This window comes from Dokdonella sp. GW821-FHT11D02 (genome assembly GCF_058808595.1).
On the sequence record NZ_CM179520.1, the window covers coordinates 4,808,627 to 4,826,870 of the forward strand.

Below are 18,244 nucleotides of genomic sequence, written 5' to 3' on the forward strand. Positions count from 1 at the left end.
TTCCGAACCGGTCCGCGCGAGATGAAGCCCAGCCGCAGTCCTCAACCCGCCGCGTCGAACGCGCGCTTGCGCGGATTGCCGCCGGCGGCCATCGCGATGCTGCGCGATACCGCGCACGCGCTCGATCGCGGCGATCTCGACGGCGCCGAACGCGCGCTCACCGGCGCCCTGGTGCTGGCGCCCGCGCACGCGCAAACCTTGCGCCTGCACGGGCTGCTCGAACAGCGGCGTGCGCGTCCGCAGCAAGCCGCAGCGCTTTATCGACTTGCGCTGCAGGCGCAACCCGATGACACGTCGATCGTGGTTTCTTTGGCCGAAGTCGAGGCCGATCTCGGCGCGACCGACACGGCGCTCGATCTGTTGCGCCGCGCGACGGCCCTCGAATCGGACGAACCCGACACCGTCTTCCGCCTCGGCGTGCAATTCGACCGCCACGGCCTGCACGACGAAGCGCTGGCCTGCGCGCGCCAGACGCTGCAACGACAGCCGGTGCATCCGCTCGCTCGTCTGCTGGCCGCACGCACGCTGCAAGCGCTCGGCCGCATCGACGACACCGCTGCCGAATATCGCCGCCTGATCGCGCAAGGCGGTGCACGCGCGTATCAGGCCTGGTTCAGCCTGGTCGACCTGAAAACGACTCGACTGGAGCCAAAGGAGACCGCCGCGCTCGAACGGCTCGCCGCCGACTCGAAACTCGCCGACGATGCGCGCGCCGCGCTCGGCTTCGCGCTCGGCAAGGTCTACGAAGACGATGCGCGCTACGACGAGGCCTTCGCTGCGTTCGAACGCGCCAACCGGCTCGCGCGGCGCGGCCTGGCCTGGGACGCGCCGCGTTTCAGCACGGAAATCGACACGATCCACGCCGCTTTCTCGGCCGAACGCGAGTCGGCGCCGGCCACGCTCGGCGCCGAAGTCGTATTCGTGCTCGGTATGCCGCGCTCGAGCACCACTTTGATCGAACAGATTCTCGCCGCGCATAGCGAGGTCGAAGGCGCCAGCGAGCTGCCGGATCTGCCGCAGGTGATCGCACAGGAATCGCAACGCCACGGCCAGCCGTTTCCGCAATGGGTGGCGCAGGCGAACGCGGCCGACTGGGAGCGGCTCGGCCGCGAATACCTCGCACGCACGGCGCGCTGGCGCGTGCAGCGTCCACGCTCGACCGACAAGCTGCCGAGCAACTGGCCGCTGATCGGCGCAATCCGCGCAATGCTGCCGGCGGCGCGCATCGTCGACTGCCGGCGCGACGCGCTCGAAACCTGCTGGTCCTGCTACAAGCAGATGTTCGCCCCCGGCCGCGCCAACTACACCTACGACTTGGCGGAACTGGGCGCCTATTGGCGCGACTACGACCGCCTCGCGCGATTCTGGCGCGAGCGGTATCCCGCGCATGTGCGCGCGCAGGACTATGCGGCGCTCTTGCAGGAGCCCGAGCGAGAAATTCGCGCCCTGCTCGAATTCTGCGGCCTGCCGTTCGAGCCGACTTGCCTGCAATTTCATGCCGCCGCGCGCAACGTGCGCACGCCCAGCGCCGCACAGGTGAGGCAGCCCTTGCGCCGCGACACCGCGCGCGCGGCGAACTACGGCGAACGCCTGGCGCCGCTGCGTATCGCACTCGCCGGCGCGTAGGCGCAAACGCGAAGTTCAGCCAGAATTCAATGGCCGCTACTGAGACTTCCGCGCGTCGCCGCTTGCGGACCGACGTATCGGTAGCCTGGCGGCGACGCCCGTCGCGCGATCCACGGACGGTGCGCTTGCGGGTCGGCGGGAAGATCGCCGATCCCGCGCAGGCGAGTACGAACGGAGTGTCGTGCTCGCCCAGTCGAGATGGCGCGGCAAGCGCCGTTTCGATGCCCTGTTAAGATTGAGGATGATGCAAGCCCGACGCGGAACTACCCTGCTGGCGTCTTTTCTGATGATGGCGAGCGTGGCTTCGATGCCAACGCCCGCGGTCGCGCGCGAACTCAGCGTGCAGGAAGCGGTGTCGCAGGCGCAGAGTCAGGTCGACGGCAAGGTGCTGTCGGTACAAACCTTGAACGTCGGCAAGCGTAAGGTGTATCGCATCAAGATCCTGACGCGCGACGGCCAAGTCCGCGTGGTCCAGATCCCCGCGGAGCAGTGACGCCAGCCGACACGAACGGAAACGAGATTCAACCCCTGGGAAACGCGGCCGCGGACGGCCGCTCTCGATGCTAGCCGTCACGGACGAACGCAAAGGAGAACGTACATGCGCGTATTGCTGGTGGAAGACGAGGCGCCGTTGCGCGAGACGCTGGCGGCGCGATTGAAGCGCGACGGCTTTGCGGTCGATGCCGCCGGCGACGGCGAGGAAGGCCTCTATCTCGGCCGCGAAGTGCCGTTCGACGTCGCGATCATCGATCTCGGCCTGCCCAAGCTGTCGGGCATGGACCTGGTCAAGCAATTGCGCGAAGCCGGCCAGCGCTATCCGATCCTGATCCTGACCGCGCGCTCGAGCTGGCAGGACAAAGTCCAGGGCCTGAAAAACGGCGCCGACGACTACTTGGTCAAGCCGTTCCACGTCGAAGAACTCCTCGCCCGCCTCAATGCGCTGGTGCGCCGCGCCAGCGGCTGGTCGCGGCCGACGCTCGAATGCGGTCCGGTCGTGCTCGACACCACCGCGCAGACCGTCGCCGTCAACGGCAGCACGGTCGATCTGACCAGCTACGAGTACAAAGTGCTCGAGTACCTCATGCTGCACGCCGGCGAATTGGTGTCGAAGGCGGATCTGACCGAGCACATCTACCAGCAGGATTTCGATCGCGATTCGAACGTGCTGGAAGTGTTCATCGGCCGCCTGCGCCGCAAGCTCGATCCGGATAACGCGATCAAGCCGATCGAAACCGTGCGCGGCCGCGGCTACCGCTTCGCCCTCGAGCGCACCGACACGCCGCCCGAGGAAGCCAAGGTCGAAGAAGCCGCCAAGGCCGACAACGCCTAAGGGGGCCGGCGCTTATGGCGCGTCCGCTGTCGTTGCAGGCGCGCTCGCTGGCCGCAGCCGGCCTGGTGTTGGCCGGCTTTCTCGCACTGGCCTTCTTCGCGCTCGACAATGCGTTCTACCAGGCCGCCGAAAGCGGCCTGCGCGAACGTCTGCAAGGCTATCTCTACACCTATCTCGCCAGCTCCGACCCGAACCGCGCCGGCGCGCTGATCCCGCCGGATGTCGGGCCCGACTCGCGCTTCGACCAGCCGACCGCGACCGGTCTGTATGCCGGCATCGTCGGCAAAGTGGTCGGCATCAAGGACAAGGAGTGGCGCTCGGCCTCGGCCGCCGGGCGCGAACTGCCGTTCTCCGAACAACTCGCGCCCGGCGCCAGCCGCTTCACCGGCCCGGTGGAAACCTCCGAGGGCGAATTGTTCGTGCTGTCGCAAGGCGTGGTCTGGAATGCCGATGCGAAGAACGAACTGCACGTGACCTTCCACATCGCCGAAGACAGCCGCGCGCTGCGCCGGCAGGTCGAGGTCTACCGCCGCACGCTGGCGATCTGGCTCGGTTCGCTCGGCGTGCTGCTGCTGTTGCTCCTGCTCGGCGTGCTGCGCTGGAGCTTGGCGCCGCTGCGCAAGGTCGCCACCGATCTGCGCCGGGTCGAGCACGGCGCGCAGGAGCAACTCGATCGCAACTATCCGGTCGAACTGGCCGGCCTCACCGCGAACATCAATAACTTCATCGAAGCCGAGCGCGACCGCGTCAAGCGCTACCGCAACACGCTGTCGGATCTCGCGCACAGCTTGAAGACGCCGCTCGCGGTCATGCGCAGCCAGCTGGAAACCGGCGCCGACGGCAAGGACCTGCGCTGGACCGTGCTCGAGCAAGTCGGCCGCATGGACGAGATCGTCGCCTATCAGCTCTCGCGTGCGGCCACTTCCGGACATCAGACCTTCGCCGCGCCGCTGCCGCTGGAGCCGTACGCGGAAGAAATCGTGCGCAGCCTGGAAAAGGTGTACGCCTCCAAATCGATCCTGTGCGAATTCGAGGTCGATCCGGGCGCGCGTTTCCACGGCGACCAGGGCGACTTGCTCGAGCTGCTCGGCAACCTGCTCGAAAACGCATTCAAGTGGGCGCGGCGGCGCGTGCTGCTGACCGCGCAAGCGCAACCGGCCGCGAGCGGCAAGCGTGCCGGCCTGCTGGTCGTGGTCGAGGACGACGGTCCCGGCATTCCGAACGACAAGATCGATCACCTGCTGCAACGCGGCGTGCGCGGCGACGAGCGCGTGCAAGGCCACGGCATCGGCTTGGCCATCGTGCAGGACATCCTGAAAGCCTACCGCGGTGAACTGGTGGTCGACCGTTCGCCGCACCTGGGCGGCGCGCGCTTCGCGATGCGGATGGCGACGCGCTGATGCGCGCCTCCCTCTCCCGCTTGCGGGAGAGGTGAGCTGTAGGTCAACTCAACCGGCGGCGAGCGCCTCGACCTCGGCGAGCAGACGCGCACGCACTTTCTCGCGACCGTAGTTCTCGATCACGTAGCCGCGCGCGCGGCGCGACTGCTCGGCGCGCGCAGCGTCATCGAACGCTTGCACGGCATCGATCGCGGCGTGCAACTCGCTTTCGCCGCGAAACACCAAACCGCTGCCGCTGGCGGCGACGTGATCGGCGAGGATTTCGCATTCGCCGTTGACCACGATCGGCGTGCCCTGCGCCATCGCTTCGAGCGCGACGATGCTGAGGCTCTCGTACGGCGAGGGATGCACGAAGGCGAGCGCGCCGGCCATCAGCGCGAGTTTGCGCTCCTCGCTGACGAATCCGAGATAGCGCACATGCTCCGATTCGCGCACGCCGAGCTTGTCCGCGCCGGTCAGGAGCAGACGCAGGTTCGAGGTATGCGTAGCGCGGTAGTTCTCGAACGCCTCGATCAGCATCGCGCAGCCCTTGTGCGTGTCGATGCGGCCGCAGTAGAGCAGATACGGCGTGCTCTCCCGCGCCGGCGCAACTGTCTCGGTCGCCACCGTCATCGCGATCAGATTGCCGCTATCGCGATTCCACAGCCGCTTGCCCAGGCGCCGCTCCGCCGCGGTATTCCACAAGATCCGCGGCACGCGGCGCGCCATTTGCGCATAGGCGCTGAAGTACGCCGGCGGCTCGTCGTGCAGGGTCGGCACCAGGCCCCAGCGGCGGTGCCTCAGCGTGCGCGTGCCGTCGTAGGTGGTCGGATACAGATAGGTCAGGAAGATCACCGCGGCGTAGTCGTCACCGTGGCGATCCAGATGCTCGATCAAGCCGGGGCAGACCGGCCCCTGCGCGCGAATGAATTCTTCCTGCAGCGCTTCGGGCCAATCCACGCGCGCGCCATTCGTCTCGAAATGCGCGAGCAGGCGGCGATGCAGGTCGTGGAAATACACGCCGCGTTCGCGCGCGACGCGGAAGCGGTGGATCGCGACACCGTCGCGACGCTCGACGCCTTCGCGCAGATCGTTGGCCCAGCGCACGTAGTCGCTGGCCGTGGTGGTCAAGACGTCGACCGCATAGTCGTCCGCGAGCAGGGTCGCGTATTGCCACGCATGCGCTTCGGCACCGCCGGTGATCGACTCGTGGCAGCGCGGCACGACGATCGCGAGACGCTTCACGACGCACGCTCCAGCAGTTCGAAGAACCGTTCGCGCAACACGTTCGGCGCGTACTCGCGCTGGTAGCGGAGGCGCGCGGCCTCACGCAGGTCGTTGCGGAAATCCGTATCGCTGCCGAGGCGCGCAAGGCTGGCGGCATACAGCCAGCTATCTTGTTCGGCCCAGACCAAGCCGCCGTCGCCGACCGTTTCCGGAATCGCGCTGGAGGCATGCGCCAGCACCGGCACGCCGAGCGCCATCGCTTCGATCACCGGCACGCAAAAGCCTTCATGCCGGCTCAGGGTCAGGAACGCATGCGCGGACAAGTAGGCCGACTTCAGCTGCGCTTCGCTCAAGGAATCGAGCCACCAGACGCGTTCGCCCAAACGGTGCTCGGCGATGCGCGCACGGATCGCCTGGTTGTAGGCGTCCAAGCCCGGATCGGACTTGCCCACGATCAGCAGACGCGCCGGATCGCCGTAGCCGTCGACCCAGGCGGCGAACGCGTCGACCAGGGCGAGGTGATCTTTGTTCGGCGCGATGCGGCCGACCATCAGCACGTTGCGCGTGCCGTCGCCGAGTTCGTCGAGCAGGCCGAGATCGGCTTCGGCGTCGAGCAACTGTTGTACGCGATGAAACGGCGCGAGCACGGCGCCGCGCGCAGCCGGCGCACCGGCCGCGATCAGTTCCTCGAGGTTGTAGCGCGAGGCGCCGAGATACAGCTCGCAGCCGAGCTGGGCGACGGCAGGAATTTCCTCGCGCCCCTTGGCGCAGGCCGTTTCGTACAGCTTCGAGCTGCCGGCGAAGAATTCCGGCGGGGTGATGTTGTGGTAGCGCACCACACGGAAGCCGCGCGCGCGCGCGAGCAGCGCCAGCGCGGCCGGCCAACCGGTAGAGAAGTGATAGATGATCAGATCGTCGGCGCCGCCGGCGAAATCGAGCAGCGTATCGGGCGCGTAGGTGGTTTCGGCGACGCCGTGCGCGACGTCGCAGAACACGCGCGTCTCGATGCCGCGCTCGCGCAACAGCGCAGCCATCGCCAGCGTGTCGTTGCCGACCGCATCCTTGCCCGCAAGCACCGGCAGCAGCAGCGCGGCCTTCATCGCCGCGCCACCTGATTCATCGCGACGGCGAGCTCGCGTTCGAGTACGGCCGGCGCGAACGCCGCCGCATAGCGTGCGCGTCCGGCGGCGCGCAGATGTTCGCGCAAGTCCGCATCGCGCAGCACGCGCAAGGCCGCTGCCGCGATCGTGTGCGGATCGACTGCATCCCACAGAAGACCGGCGTCGCCCAGCGTCCACGGAATCGCGCTGCTCGCGTGCGCGATCACCGGCGTGCCGAGCGCCATCGCTTCGATCAGCGGCACGCAGAACCCTTCGTGGCGGCTCAGCATCACCAGCGCGTCGGCGCGTTCGTAGGCCGCGCGCAGTTCGGCGCCGTTCGCATCCTGCATCAAGGTCACCGCGTGCTCGACGCCGCGCGTGTGGATGTGTTCTTCCAGCGCCGCGCCGTAGCGGGCGAGATTCGGATCGAGCTTGCCGGCCGAGAGCAGATGCGCCGAACTCGCGCCCATCGCGTGTAACGCGGCGAGCGTATCGACGAGATCGAAGTGCGCCTTGTTCGGCGCCAGGCGGCCGACCATCAAGAGCAGCGGCTCGCCCTTGGGCAAGCGCGACGCCGCGGGCGCGAGACTGCGCAGCTGCTCGACTTCGTGGAACGGCGCCAGCTGTGTGCAGCGACGCGGATCGACGCCGCGCGCGAAGAAGTCTTCGAGGTTGTAGGGCGAACAGCCGAGATACAACTCGCAGTTCAGCGCCGCGTAGGCGTCGAGTTGGCCGCGGCCTTCGGCGCAGGCGGCGACATAACCGTCGGACCACGGCACGAAGAATTCCGGCGGCGTGATGTTGTGATAGCGCAGCACGCGGCGCGCGCGCGTGCGCTGGAACAGCGCGAGTGCGAAATCCCAGCCGACGCAATAGTGATAGACGATCACGTCATCGGGCGAACGCAGCCAGGCTTCGAGTTCGGCCGGCGCCTGCACCGGCTCGTCGACGCCGCGCGCATGCGGTGCGAACAGCACCACCTCGTGGCCTTGCGCGCGCAGCGCACGCGTCATGCCGAGCGTGTCGTTGCTGACCGCATCGTGCGGCGCCAGCCCCGGCACCAGCATCGCGATCCTCATGCGGAGGTGCGCTCGCCGCTGCCGCGCCGCGCGAGGACGATCGCGGCGTCGCCGTCACGCAGGACGGACGAGGCCTCGAATCCGCCCGCGGCCAGCGCAGCGGTCCATTGCGCGACATCGACGCTGCCGCTTTGCACGAAACGATACGGCGCGCGTTCGCAACGCAGCGCCAGCCAGCCGTCGGGCTTGAGCGTGCGACGCGCCTGCCGCAGCAGCTCGATCGGCGCCGCACGCCCGCTCGCCAGCGCGGCGACGTCGACGCTGAGCGCATCGACCGAGGCATCGGCGCAGCGCGCCAGCACGGCCGACGGGTCGCCTTGCGCGATACGCTGGCGATGCGCATCCGTCAGCAGATGCGCATTCGGCTCGACGCCGCTGACTTCAAAGCCGAAGCTGGACAATGCAGCCAGCCAGGCGCCGTCGCCGCTGCCCAAATCGAACAGCTGCGCGGCGGCCGGCAAGCGTTCGGCCAAAGCGGCGCTCCAGTGGCGATAGCGCTCGCGCCGCGCGGCCGCGGCGGTATCGTCCGCCGGCAGCGCGGCAGCGAACGCGTCGATGCGCTCGCGCTCGGCCGCGTCGGCGTCTTCGAGTTCGGTCAGGCTGCGCTGCAACGAGGCGACCCAGTGGTTCGCCGCGTGCACGTAATGGCGCAGTTCGCCGAGCTCATGCGCGACCGCGCCGGCACGGCCTTCGAGCGAATCGGAACGCAATTCGAGCGCACGCGCACGATCTTCGAGCGTGGCCGCGCGCTGTTCGAGGTCGTCGACGCGCTGTTGCAGCCGCCGGATCTCGCCGCGCAGCTCGTCGCTGCGGCGGTCGTGTTCGGTTACGAGCGCGGCGTGCGCCGCGTTCGATTCGTCCAATCGCCGGTTGGCCTCGCGCTGGCCGTCGGCCGCCGCGTTGAAGCCGGCGGCGGTCCAGTTGTCGGCCGCGCGCTGATGCCGCAGCAGCAGCGGCAGGCCGGCGAAGGCGAGTCCCCATTGCAGCGCATAACCGAGCACCGGCACGCGCGCGAACTTGGCCAGCGCGTAGCGCGGCAGCAGGCCGCGCACGCGCGTGCCGACGCGGCGGCCTTCCGGCGACCAGCGCAGGTTGCCGATCACTTCGGCCTTCGGCGCGCCGCCGGCGAGCAAGCGCAGCTGCATCGACGCGCCGGCGTCGTCCGGCGGCCGCTTGAGCAGGGCGCGGAAGACGTGGTCGACGAAGGCGATGTAGTGCGGGCCGGTCAGATCGGCGAGGCTGTAGTCGAGCCGTTCGCGCTCGATGCCGTCGCTGTGCGCCGGCTTCGCCGCGCGCGGCGGCGGATCTCGGCGCGGCAGCGGCGCGCGCGCGCGTGCGGCGTCCGCTTCGTCGCGGATCTCGGCCTTGACGCGTTCGAGATAGTCGTCCTGCAGGTCCCCGCTCACACGCTTTGATCCCGTCGTCGAACAGCGCCCCGTGGGCGGTCGCGCATTATGGCGGGCGGCGGCGCACGAGTCTAAGAACCGCAGCATGCTGCGGCGACTCCATCGCCGGTTGCCGCCGTCGCAGCGGGCGACTATCGTTGCCGGCCAATCGAATGTCGTGGAGTCCGTATGCGCCGCCTGGTCCTGACCGCCCTGATCGCCGCCACGCTGGCCGCTTGCAGCCCGTCGACACCACCGGAATCCACCGCCGCGAAAACGACGCCGGCCGCTGCGCCGAGCGCGCCCGCCGCGCCCGCGCCCAAGCCCGCCGAGGCGCCTGCGCCGGCGAAGGAGATTCCGGAAGGCGAGTGCGGCGATCAGTCCAAGGTCGCGCCGGATCAGCGCGTGGTCAACACCGCACGCTGGAGTACGGCCAGCGAACAGAACAACTTCGGCTTCGACATCTGGCGCAGCGACACCGAGAAGGGCGAATTCACCAAGCTGACGAAGGAGTCGATCCTCGGCGCCGGCACCTCGGACGAGACGCACAAGTACGAGTATCGCGACGACAGCATCGATCCGTGCAAGGAATACTGGTACTACATCGAGCAGACCAATACGGACGGCTCGAAAGAGAAGATCTCGCCGGTGTTCCGCGCACCGCCCAAGCGCCGCGCGGTCGGCAGCCCGGCGCCGCAGCCGGTCGAAGCGGCGAAGGAGTGAGCGAGCGCGCCGCGCCGCGATGAGCGCCGCGGCGCCCGTGCGCGTGCGCCGCCTCGCTGCGGCGGCGTTTCTCGTGCTGTTCGCGCTGTCGCAGGCGCTGGTGTGGAGCGCCTACTACGGCTGGGGCGCGAAGCGCCTGATCGGCGACGAGATCGCCTACCAGACCTTCGCGCTCGCCATCCTCGACGGCGGCGCCTGGATGCCCAGCACGATCTGGCCGCCCTTGCAGCCGCTGCTGCTGGCGGCGGTCTACGCGCTGGCCGGCACGCACATTCTGGCCGTGCAGCTGCTACAGACTTTGTTGTTCGTCCTCTGCGGCGCGCTGCTGCGTGATCTCTGGCGGCGTTTGAGCGGCAGCGTGGCCGCGGCGAACACAGCCGCGGCGCTGTTCCTGCTGAGCCCGGCTACCGCCGCCTACGCGCACTGGCTGTGGCCGGAAATCCCCCATCTGACCTTGCTGCTGGCGGCGCTGTGTCTGCTCGCGCGCGCCGGCGAGCGTTCGTCCGGCGGGCGCGCTGCGTTTGCGGCCGGCGCCTGCGTCGGCCTCGCCATCCTGGCCAAGAGCCTGCTGTCGCCGTTCTGGCCGGCTTTCCTGTTGGTGTTCGTCGAACGCCGGCGGCCATGGCTGCGCTGGCGCCCGGCGGCGGCCTTCGTGCTCGCGCTGGGCCTGGTCACCGGACCCGCTCTGCTGCACGGCTGGCGCGAATACGGTCGGCCGATGATCGCCGACAGCTCGATCTACAACCTCTGGGTCGGCCTGACCGATCGCTGGCGCAGCGACTACGTGCTGGATCTCGGCGGCAAGACCTTGCCCGACTTCCTCGCCAGCGGCGCGACGCCGGCCGAGCGCAATGCCGTCTATCTGGACAAGCTGCGCGCGCTGGTCGCCGAACGCGGCCCGGTCTCCCTGCTCAGCGACCAGTTCGGACGCCAGTACTTCCGCCTGTTCAGCGCGAAGACCCCGCTGCTCTCGCAGCTGCCGGGGCCGGCCTGCGCCGGGCATCTGTCGGTGTACGCGACACCGCCGTGGCTGACCCGCGCGCTGACTAACGCGAGCGATCTGTTGCATGCGCTGGTTCTGGCCGCCGCCGCCTTCGGTCTCGCCTGCTGGCGCCGCCGTCCCGATCGCATCGCGCTGGTGGCCGCGCTGTTTCTCGCCTATCAGCTCGCCTTGTTCGCGCTGATCCACGTCAAGGCGCGCTTCTTGCTGCCGATGCTGCCGTTCCTGTGCGGCTTGGCCGGCAGTTTCCTCACCGCGCGGCGGCACGGCGAGGCCCTGGCGATGACGCCGGCGCGGCTCGCGCTCGGCACCGCGCTCGCCGCGCTCCTGCTGTTCCTCGCCTTCGCCGGACCCGCGCTCGATCGCCTGTGCACGGGCTGAGCGGTCAATTCCGGTATCCTCGCGAGGTTTTCCTGCCCGTTTCGCCCATGCGTCAACACCTGATCGAACTGGTTCTCTTCAGTACCTATGCGGAATTGCGCGCCGAGCGCGCGCGCAGCTATCTCGGCCTCGCCTGGTGGGTGCTCGACCCCGCCATGCAGATGGCGGTGTGGTGGCTGCTCATCCACGTGATCCTGCGTGCCGGCGGCCCGGACTACCTGCCGTCCCTGCTGATCGGCGTGACCCTGTGGCAGTGGATGAAGTCGTGCATGATCCACGGCGGCTACGCGATCTGGAGCAATCTGAACCTGGTGCGCCAGGTGCACCTGCCGCCCTTGGTATTTCCGATCGTCGCGGTGCTGTCGGACACGGTGAAGTTCTTCTACATCTTCGCCGTGCTGCTGCTGATTCTGTGGGTGTCGGGCTATCCGCCGACTCTCGCCTACTTCGGATTGCTGCCGCTGTTCGTCGCGATCCTGCTGCTGTCGGCCGGCGTCGGCTTCATCATCGCAGCGCTGGTGCCGCTGCTGCCGGATCTGCGTTTCGTCATCGAGCAGGTGCTGAACGTGGTGATGTATTTGTCCGGCGTCGTGTTCATGCTGTCGAACATCCCTTCGCCGCTGCGCGAAATCCTCGCGCTCAATCCGATCGCCGTGATCATGGACGCCGCGCGCGGAATCCTGATGTACGGGCTGTGGCCGAACTGGGTCGGCCTGACCAAGGCCAGCCTGATCGCCGTGGTCGCCTGCACGGTCGGCACCGTCGTGGTCCGGCGCTTGGCGCCGCGCTATCCGAAGCTCGCCGCATGAGCGGGGAAATCCTGGTCGAACTGCGTCACGTCGGCGTCGCCTTCAGCTCGCAGCGGCGCATGAACGACAACCGCTTCTGGGCGCTGGAAGACGTCGATCTGACCTTGCGCCGCGGCCAGCGCCTCGGCGTGATCGGCCGCAACGGCGCCGGCAAGAGCACCTTGCTGCGCGTGATCGCCGGCATCCTCGCGCCCGATCGCGGCAGCGTGAAGCGCGGGCCGGTGTCGTGCCAGCTGCTCTCGCTCGCACTCGGCTTCGTGCCGCATCTGTCCGGCCGCGACAACGCGGTGCTGTCGGGCCTCATGCTCGGCCTGCGCCGGCGCGAGATCATGGCGCGGCTGGCGGCGATCCACGAATTTTCCGAACTGGGCGACTTCTTCGAGCAGCCGATCGCGTCGTATTCGTCCGGCATGATGATGCGCCTCGCCTTCTCGGTCGCGATCCAGGTCGAGCCGGACGTGCTCTTGATCGACGAAGTGCTGGCGGTGGGCGATGCCGAATTCCAGCAGAAGTCCGGCGCCGCGCTGCGCGCACGCATGGGCGAGGGCCACACGGTCGTGCTGGTCAGCCACGACGAGAAGCAGATCGCCTCGCTGTGCGATCGCGTGCTCTGGGTCGAACACGGCAAGAGCGTGCTCGAAGGCGATCGCGATGCGGTGTTCGAGGCCTATCACCGCGACCTGCACCTGAGCGGAGCGCCGGCGTGAGCGCGTTCGACCCGCTCCGCTTGGATGCGCTCGCACGCAGGCTGGAACTCGCTCCGCGCCAGCTCGCGCTGGCCGCGGCGCGCCTGGCGCGGGATAAGGTCGGCGCCGACGCGCAACGCCGCGATGCGGTGCTCGCCGCGGCACGTGCGCCTTCCACTGCGGCCGAACACGCGGCCGCGCTACTGACGACGCCGATCGCCGGTTTCGCGCTCGACGATCTCGACCGTGCGCTGGCGGCGCTGTGGCCGCCGGAGCGCTAGCCGTGCGCGGCACCACCCTGATCGTCCTCGCCTGGAATCAGTGGCCGCTGACGCAGCGCTGCCTCGATTCCCTGCTCGCCAGCGAACTCGATTTCGCCGAAGTGCTGGTGGTCGACAACGGCAGCAGCGACGAGACGCCGCGTGCGCTCGCCGACTACGCCGGACGCGTGCGCGTGCTGCGCCTGCCGGAGAATCTCGGTTTCGTGCGCGGCATGAACGCCGGCATCGCCGCGGCGCGTGCCGACGACGACGTCGTGCTGCTCAACAACGATCTACTGTTCACGCAAACCGACTGGCTCGGCCGTCTGCGCGATGCGGCTTACGCGGATCCTGCGACCGGCATCGTCGGCTGCCGCCTGCTCGGTCCGGAAGCGGAAGGGCGCGTCTATCACGTCGGCGGCTACATCGAACCGGACGACCTGCACGGCCAGCAGACCGAGTCCGCCCACGTCGAGCGCGAGGTGGCGCAGTATCCGCACACGCGCCGCGTGCAGGCGGTCGCCTTCGCGCTGGCCTACCTGCGCCGCGACGCGCTCGCCCGCCTCGGCGGGCTCGACACCGCCTTCCACAGCTATTTCGAAGACACCGACTGCTGCCTGCGCGCGGCCGACCTCGGTATCGCCAGCGTGGTCGCCGGCGCAGTCACGCTGCGCCACGATCAGCACGGCTCGACCCAGGACGACGGCGGCTTCCGCGCGCGCCTGTTCGCGCAGAGCCGCCGCGCGTTCGCCGCGCGCTGGCAGGAAAGCCTGCGCGCGGGCTATCGCGGCGACGTGCTCTGGCACGGCGCTACGCGCTATCCGGCTGCGCAGGCGCAGCTCGCGCGCCTGTTCGTGCGCCGGCTCGATGCGCGCGGCCTGCGCATGGGCTACGCGGCGGCGGCATCCGAACTCGGCGACACGCAAGACGGCCGCCTCGATCTGGCCGCGCGACGCCGACTGCCGGCCTTGCCCGACGCCGCACTCGCCTGCGGCGTCGAGGCGTTCGCACAGGCGCGCGGACGCTGGCGCGTCGGCCTGGGCTTCAGCGAATGGGACATCGCCGCGCCGCAGGCCGCGCAAGCCGCGCGCGCGCTCGATCTCTTGCTGGTTCCCGATGCGTTCCAGCGCGCAGCGTTCGAGCGCGCCGGCGTGCGGACGCCGATCGAGATCCTGCCGCTCGGCGTCGATCGCGACTATTGCCATCCGCACGTGCCGGCGCCGCGCCATCCGCGCGGCGACTTCGTCTTTCTCGCGATCGTCGAAGATCTCGCGCGCGACGCGCCGGAGCTTCTGGTCGACAGCTTCCGCGTCAACTTCCGCGCCGACGAGCCGGTCGAACTCCTGCTGCAAATCGCGCCCGGCCGCGACGCGCTGGCCATCCGCACGGCGCTGGCCGCGTTGCCGGCATCGGCCGCGGCGGGCCGCGTGCGCGTACTCGACGGCTGGGGTTTCCCGTGGCACCAGCGCGCGCAGCTCTTGAGCGCCTGCGATGCCTACATCAGCGTGCGCCGAGGCGGCGGCTGGGATCCGCGCGCGGCCGAGGCGCTCGCTTGCGGCCGACTCCTGCTCGCCGGCGATTTCGGCAGCCAAGCAGGGCTTGCGCGCGACTACGGTCTGGCGGTGGCGACGCGGAGCGTCGAAGCGGGCGACGGTCGGTACTGGGCCGAACCGCAGCGCGAAGCGTTCGCGGCCTGCCTGCGCGACGCGTTCGAGCATCGCGAAACCTTGCTCGCGGCCGCCGGCGCACGTGCCGCGGCATTCGCGCGCGAACACGATATCGACACCAGCGCCGACCGCCTGCTCGAAGCGCTCGCGCGCGGCGGCATGCTGGCGCCGCCGCGCGCTGTACCCACCGCGCATCGCCCTCGCCTCGAGAGCGCACCGGCGAGCGGGCAGATTCTGGTGCTGGGCATGCATCGCTCCGGCACCTCCAGCGTGGCCGGCCTGTTGGCGCGGCTCGGCGTCTACGCCGGCGAAGCCGCCGAGCTGATGATCGGCCCGGACAATCCGAAAGGTCACTACGAACTCGCCCGTCTGCACGGCGCCTGCCTGCGCCGGCTCGAAGTGGCCGGCGGCGACTGGAAACAGCCTCCCGACGACGCGCCCGGCGCAGCCGTCGACGCGTTCCGCCGCGACGTGGCCGATCTGCTGCGCCCGCTCGAATCGCAGCGTCCGTGGCTGATCAAGGAGCCGCGCTTGTGCCTGCTCGCGCGCGAACTGCTGCCGCTGCTGACGCGGCCGCTGTTCGTGCTGGTCGTGCGCGAACCGAACGCGGTGGCCGAATCCTTGGCCGCGCGCAACGGACTCGATCGCGAACACGCGCTCGCCTTGTGGCGCCGCTATACGCTGGACTCGTTCGAAGCAAGCCGCGGCTGGCCGCGTGTGGTGGTCGACTACGACGATGTGCTGGCCGACCCGCTCGCGCTTGCGCAGCGTCTATACGAAGCGCTGCGTGCATTCGGCATGGAAGGCTTGCAGCCGCCGCAGGCCGACGCCTTGCGCAGCTGGATCGATCCGGCGCTTGCGCATGCGGCGCCGTCGGCGCGTCTCGAACTCGACGCGTCGACGCAAGCCGTGTGGGATGCGATCCGCAACGGCAACTTGCTCGACGAAGGCACCGAACCGACACGATTCCGTCGCGAGCACGCGCACTAGCCGTGCTCTCCTTCATTCGCCACGCGTTTCGTCCGCGCCCGCAGTGGCTGCCGCCGTTGCGCGCGGCCTCGTGGAACGGCGAAACGCTGCGTTTGGAATTCGAAGCGCAGCGCCTCGACCGCGTCGCGCTGGACGTCGACGGCTGCTATTTCACCGAACTTTCGCTCGAGGAAGGCGCGCAAGCGCGCTACACGTTCGCGTTCTCGCCGTCCGGGCGCGCGTGGATCGATGTGATGCCGCGCCACGGCCGCGACGGCGTCGCGCTGGCCGCGCGGCCGCTGCGACTGCATCTCGGCGCGGCCGGCATCGCGGCGCACGACGCCGAAGCGCCGCCGCTGCAGTCGCTGATCGAAGCGGCACAAACGGTGCCTTTCGGCGTCGACGTCGGCGCGGCCGAGGTCGCCGTCGTCGTGCCGGTTTACGACGCGCCGGAACTGGTCGAGCGCTGCCTCGATTCGGTGTTGGCGCACAGCAGCGGTCGCGCACGCCTGATCGTCGTCGACGACGCCAGCCCCGATCCGCGCATTGCGCCGCTGCTCGCGCGCTATGCCGAGCACGCCGGCATCGAGGTTTTGCGCAACGATAACAATCGCGGCTTCACCGCGACCGCGAACCGCGGCATCGCGGCCGCCGGCCGGGCCGACGTCGTGCTGCTGAATGCCGACACCGAAGTCGCGCCGAACTGGCTCGCCGGTCTGCGCCGCGCCGCGTATTCGGCGGACGAGGTCGGCAGCGCGACCGCGGTATCCGACAATGCGGGCGCATTCTCGGTGCCCGAACTCGAACGCGCCAACGAACTGCCGGCGGCGTGGACGTTCGAGCAGGCCGCGCGTGCGCTGTGGCAGGAAGCGGGCCTGTGCTACCCGGAGTTGCCGACCGGGAATGGCTTTTGCCTCTACCTCCGTCGCACCATGCTCGATCGCGTCGGCGTGCTCGATGAAGCCGCCTTTCCGCAAGGCTACGGCGAGGAAAACGACCTTTGCCAACGCGCCGCGCAGGCCGGTTTGCGCCACCGCATCGCCGGCAACGTGCTGGTGCGGCACGCGCGCAGCGCGAGCTTCGGCGAAGAGCGGCGGCGCCGGCTCGGCGAAGCCGGCATGGCGGTGCTGCGCCAACGTTGGCCGCAGTACGAGGCCGAGGTCGGTCGCACATTGTTTTCCTTCGAGCGCCGCGTGCTCGATTGGCGCGTGCGGCGCACGTTCGCACAAGCAGGAAATATGGCGGCACCGCGAGCGCGACTGTTATGGGTCGGCGCCGGTGCGCCGGTATGGCGTGAGGCGGAGATCTGGAACTTGCGCGCGAACGGCGATCGCAACGAACTCGTTTTCGACGAGCGCGTGGTCATCGCCGACATCTGGCGCGCGCACGATGCGGAAAGCTCCTACCGCGCGCTGTGGAACTGGCTGCAGCTGTACGCGATCGAGGGTTTGTTGATCGCCCAGCGCAAGGAATCGGCCGCCGAAATCCTGTGCCGGCTGCTCGACATTCCGATTCTCGAGATCGATCCGACGCGCGTGGAAACGCTGGATGAAGCACGCGAGCGCGTGCGCAGTTTTGCGAAGATGCCGTCATGACACCGACGCGTGCCCTGATCACCGGTCTTGCCGGCCAAGACGGCGCCTTGCTCGCGGCACATCTCTTGCGCGAGGGTTTCGAAGTCGTCGGCACGCATCGACCGCAGGCGGCGCCGGATTTTTGGCGCCTGCGCGAGCTCGGCATCGCCGAGCATCCGCATCTGCGCGCGCTCGCGTTCGATCCCACCGACAGCGCGGCCGGCGCCGAACTGATCGCTGCGGTGCAGCCGCAGGCGGTGTTTCATCTGGCCGGGCAATCGCGCGTGGCCGAATCGTTTCGCGATCCGCAGCAAAGCCTCGCCGCCAATGGGCTTAGTACGGTGGGTTTGCTGGAAGCCTTGCGTGCGCACGCGCCCGCGGCGCATTTCGTGCTCGCCGCCAGCGCGGAAATCTTCGGTCTGCCGACACGAGCACCGCAGGACGAGACCACCGCGCCGGCGCCGCGCTCGCCGTACGGGCTGTCGAAATTGCTCGCGCATGCGGCGGTCGGCAGCTGGCGCGCGAGCTACGGCCTGCGCGCCTCGAGTGCGATTCTGTTCAATCACGAATCGGAATGGCGCGACGAGGCATTTGTCACGCGCAAGCTCAGCCGCGCGGCCGCGCGCATCGTGCTCGGCCGCGCCGACAGCGTCGCGCTCGGCAATCTCGACGCGCAGCGCGACTTCGGCTACGCGCCCGATTACGTCGCCGCACTGGCCGCGATGGCCGCGCGCGAGCGCGGCGAGGACTACGTGCTGGCGACCGGCAACAGCGCCAGCGTGCGCGATTTCGCCGGCGCGATGTTCGCCGCCGCCGGCATGCCGCTGGACTGGTTCGGCGAAGGCGCCGAAGAAGTCGGCGTCGAACACGGCAGCGACCGCGTGCGCGTGCGCGTCGACGCGGCGCTGTTCCGTCCGCTCGACGCGCCGCTGTTGGTGGGCGATGCGAGCAAGGCGCGGCGCGAACTCGGCCTCGCGCCCAGCCTCGATCTCGCCGGCCTGGCGCGACGCATGCTCGAGGCCGATCTCGCGCGCGAACGCGCCTGAGCG

At 69.2% G+C, this 18,244-nt stretch carries 16 protein-coding genes; 12 read left to right on the forward strand and 4 right to left on the reverse strand.

Annotated features, from left to right (window positions below):
* Positions 1-21 precede the first annotated feature (21 nt).
* From AC3QL3_RS20365 to AC3QL3_RS20380, 4 genes are all read left to right on the forward strand, one after another.
* Positions 22-1,626, forward strand: a complete 1,605-nt coding sequence (locus tag AC3QL3_RS20365) for a sulfotransferase (protein ID WP_492895941.1) — start codon at positions 22-24, stop codon at positions 1,624-1,626.
* A 298-nt stretch (positions 1,627-1,924) separates the two neighbouring features.
* Positions 1,925-2,119: a PepSY domain-containing protein gene (locus AC3QL3_RS20370; RefSeq protein ID WP_492895942.1), complete on the forward strand. Its 195-nt coding sequence runs from the start codon at positions 1,925-1,927 to the stop codon at positions 2,117-2,119.
* A gap of 105 nt (positions 2,120-2,224) precedes the next feature.
* Complete coding sequence (locus tag AC3QL3_RS20375) at positions 2,225-2,956, forward strand: response regulator transcription factor (RefSeq protein ID WP_492895943.1); 732 nt, start codon at positions 2,225-2,227, stop codon at positions 2,954-2,956.
* Positions 2,957-2,970: 14 nt separating this feature from the next.
* Positions 2,971-4,356 (forward strand): ATP-binding protein, encoded by a 1,386-nt coding sequence (locus tag AC3QL3_RS20380; protein WP_492895944.1) that lies wholly within the window; start codon positions 2,971-2,973, stop codon positions 4,354-4,356.
* Positions 4,357-4,404: 48 nt separating this feature from the next.
* On the opposite strand, the gene AC3QL3_RS20385 is transcribed toward AC3QL3_RS20380, so the two are convergent.
* The 4 genes from AC3QL3_RS20385 to AC3QL3_RS20400 are packed head-to-tail and all read right to left on the reverse strand — an operon-like array spanning position 4,405 to position 9,147.
* Positions 4,405-5,580: a glycosyltransferase family 4 protein gene (locus AC3QL3_RS20385; protein ID WP_492895945.1), complete on the reverse strand. Its 1,176-nt coding sequence runs from the start codon at positions 5,578-5,580 to the stop codon at positions 4,405-4,407.
* Entirely contained in the window at positions 5,577-6,662 is a 1,086-nt protein-coding gene (locus AC3QL3_RS20390; protein ID WP_492895946.1) for a glycosyltransferase, read from the reverse strand. The genes AC3QL3_RS20385 and AC3QL3_RS20390 overlap by 4 nt, the downstream gene beginning before the upstream one ends.
* Complete coding sequence (locus AC3QL3_RS20395) at positions 6,659-7,741, reverse strand: glycosyltransferase family 4 protein (RefSeq protein WP_492895947.1); 1,083 nt, start codon at positions 7,739-7,741, stop codon at positions 6,659-6,661. The genes AC3QL3_RS20390 and AC3QL3_RS20395 overlap by 4 nt, the downstream gene beginning before the upstream one ends.
* The gene (locus AC3QL3_RS20400) at positions 7,738-9,147 is read right to left on the reverse strand and encodes a class I SAM-dependent methyltransferase (protein ID WP_492895948.1); all 1,410 of its coding nucleotides are present in this window, start codon (positions 9,145-9,147) and stop codon (positions 7,738-7,740) included. Before AC3QL3_RS20400 ends, AC3QL3_RS20395 begins: the two co-directional genes overlap by 4 nt.
* A gap of 168 nt (positions 9,148-9,315) precedes the next feature.
* Between AC3QL3_RS20400 and AC3QL3_RS20405 the strand changes: the two genes are divergently transcribed.
* The 8 genes from AC3QL3_RS20405 to AC3QL3_RS20440 are packed head-to-tail and all read left to right on the forward strand — an operon-like array spanning position 9,316 to position 18,241.
* Complete coding sequence (locus tag AC3QL3_RS20405; protein WP_492895949.1) at positions 9,316-9,849, forward strand: hypothetical protein; 534 nt, start codon at positions 9,316-9,318, stop codon at positions 9,847-9,849.
* 19 nt (positions 9,850-9,868) lie between these two features.
* Positions 9,869-11,230: a glycosyltransferase family 39 protein gene (locus tag AC3QL3_RS20410; protein ID WP_492895950.1), complete on the forward strand. Its 1,362-nt coding sequence runs from the start codon at positions 9,869-9,871 to the stop codon at positions 11,228-11,230.
* A gap of 47 nt (positions 11,231-11,277) precedes the next feature.
* Positions 11,278-12,039 (forward strand): ABC transporter permease, encoded by a 762-nt coding sequence (locus AC3QL3_RS20415; protein ID WP_492895951.1) that lies wholly within the window; start codon positions 11,278-11,280, stop codon positions 12,037-12,039.
* Positions 12,036-12,746, forward strand: a complete 711-nt coding sequence (locus AC3QL3_RS20420; RefSeq protein ID WP_492895952.1) for an ABC transporter ATP-binding protein — start codon at positions 12,036-12,038, stop codon at positions 12,744-12,746. Before AC3QL3_RS20415 ends, AC3QL3_RS20420 begins: the two co-directional genes overlap by 4 nt.
* Positions 12,743-13,006: a hypothetical protein gene (locus AC3QL3_RS20425; RefSeq protein ID WP_492895953.1), complete on the forward strand. Its 264-nt coding sequence runs from the start codon at positions 12,743-12,745 to the stop codon at positions 13,004-13,006. The genes AC3QL3_RS20420 and AC3QL3_RS20425 overlap by 4 nt, the downstream gene beginning before the upstream one ends.
* A 2-nt stretch (positions 13,007-13,008) precedes the next feature.
* A complete protein-coding gene (locus AC3QL3_RS20430; protein WP_492895954.1) occupies positions 13,009-15,642 on the forward strand; it encodes a glycosyltransferase in 2,634 nt (877 codons plus the stop codon).
* A 2-nt stretch (positions 15,643-15,644) separates the two neighbouring features.
* Positions 15,645-17,216 carry a glycosyltransferase family 2 protein gene (locus tag AC3QL3_RS20435; protein WP_492895955.1) on the forward strand — a complete coding sequence of 524 codons (1,572 nt, stop codon included), beginning with the start codon at positions 15,645-15,647 and terminating at the stop codon, positions 17,214-17,216.
* On the forward strand, positions 17,213-18,241 hold the full coding sequence (locus tag AC3QL3_RS20440) for a GDP-mannose 4,6-dehydratase (RefSeq protein WP_492895956.1): 1,029 nt from the start codon (positions 17,213-17,215) through the stop codon (positions 18,239-18,241). Before AC3QL3_RS20435 ends, AC3QL3_RS20440 begins: the two co-directional genes overlap by 4 nt.
* Positions 18,242-18,244 lie beyond the last annotated feature (3 nt).

Bases quoted from the DNA above. Each gene is read 5' to 3' on its own strand.
- AC3QL3_RS20365 (WP_492895941.1), top strand. From the start codon at position 22: ATGAAGCCCAGCCGCAGTCCTCAACCCGCCGCGTCGAACGCGCGCTTG.
- AC3QL3_RS20390 (WP_492895946.1), bottom strand. From the start codon at position 6,662: ATGAAGGCCGCGCTGCTGCTGCCGGTGCTTGCGGGCAAGGATGCGGTC.
- AC3QL3_RS20420 (WP_492895952.1), top strand. From the start codon at position 12,036: ATGAGCGGGGAAATCCTGGTCGAACTGCGTCACGTCGGCGTCGCCTTC.
- AC3QL3_RS20405 (WP_492895949.1), top strand. From the start codon at position 9,316: ATGCGCCGCCTGGTCCTGACCGCCCTGATCGCCGCCACGCTGGCCGCT.
- AC3QL3_RS20375 (WP_492895943.1), top strand. From the start codon at position 2,225: ATGCGCGTATTGCTGGTGGAAGACGAGGCGCCGTTGCGCGAGACGCTG.
- AC3QL3_RS20415 (WP_492895951.1), top strand. From the start codon at position 11,278: ATGCGTCAACACCTGATCGAACTGGTTCTCTTCAGTACCTATGCGGAA.
- AC3QL3_RS20395 (WP_492895947.1), bottom strand. From the start codon at position 7,741: ATGAGGATCGCGATGCTGGTGCCGGGGCTGGCGCCGCACGATGCGGTC.
- AC3QL3_RS20410 (WP_492895950.1), top strand. From the start codon at position 9,869: ATGAGCGCCGCGGCGCCCGTGCGCGTGCGCCGCCTCGCTGCGGCGGCG.
- AC3QL3_RS20380 (WP_492895944.1), top strand. From the start codon at position 2,971: ATGGCGCGTCCGCTGTCGTTGCAGGCGCGCTCGCTGGCCGCAGCCGGC.
- AC3QL3_RS20440 (WP_492895956.1), top strand. From the start codon at position 17,213: ATGACACCGACGCGTGCCCTGATCACCGGTCTTGCCGGCCAAGACGGC.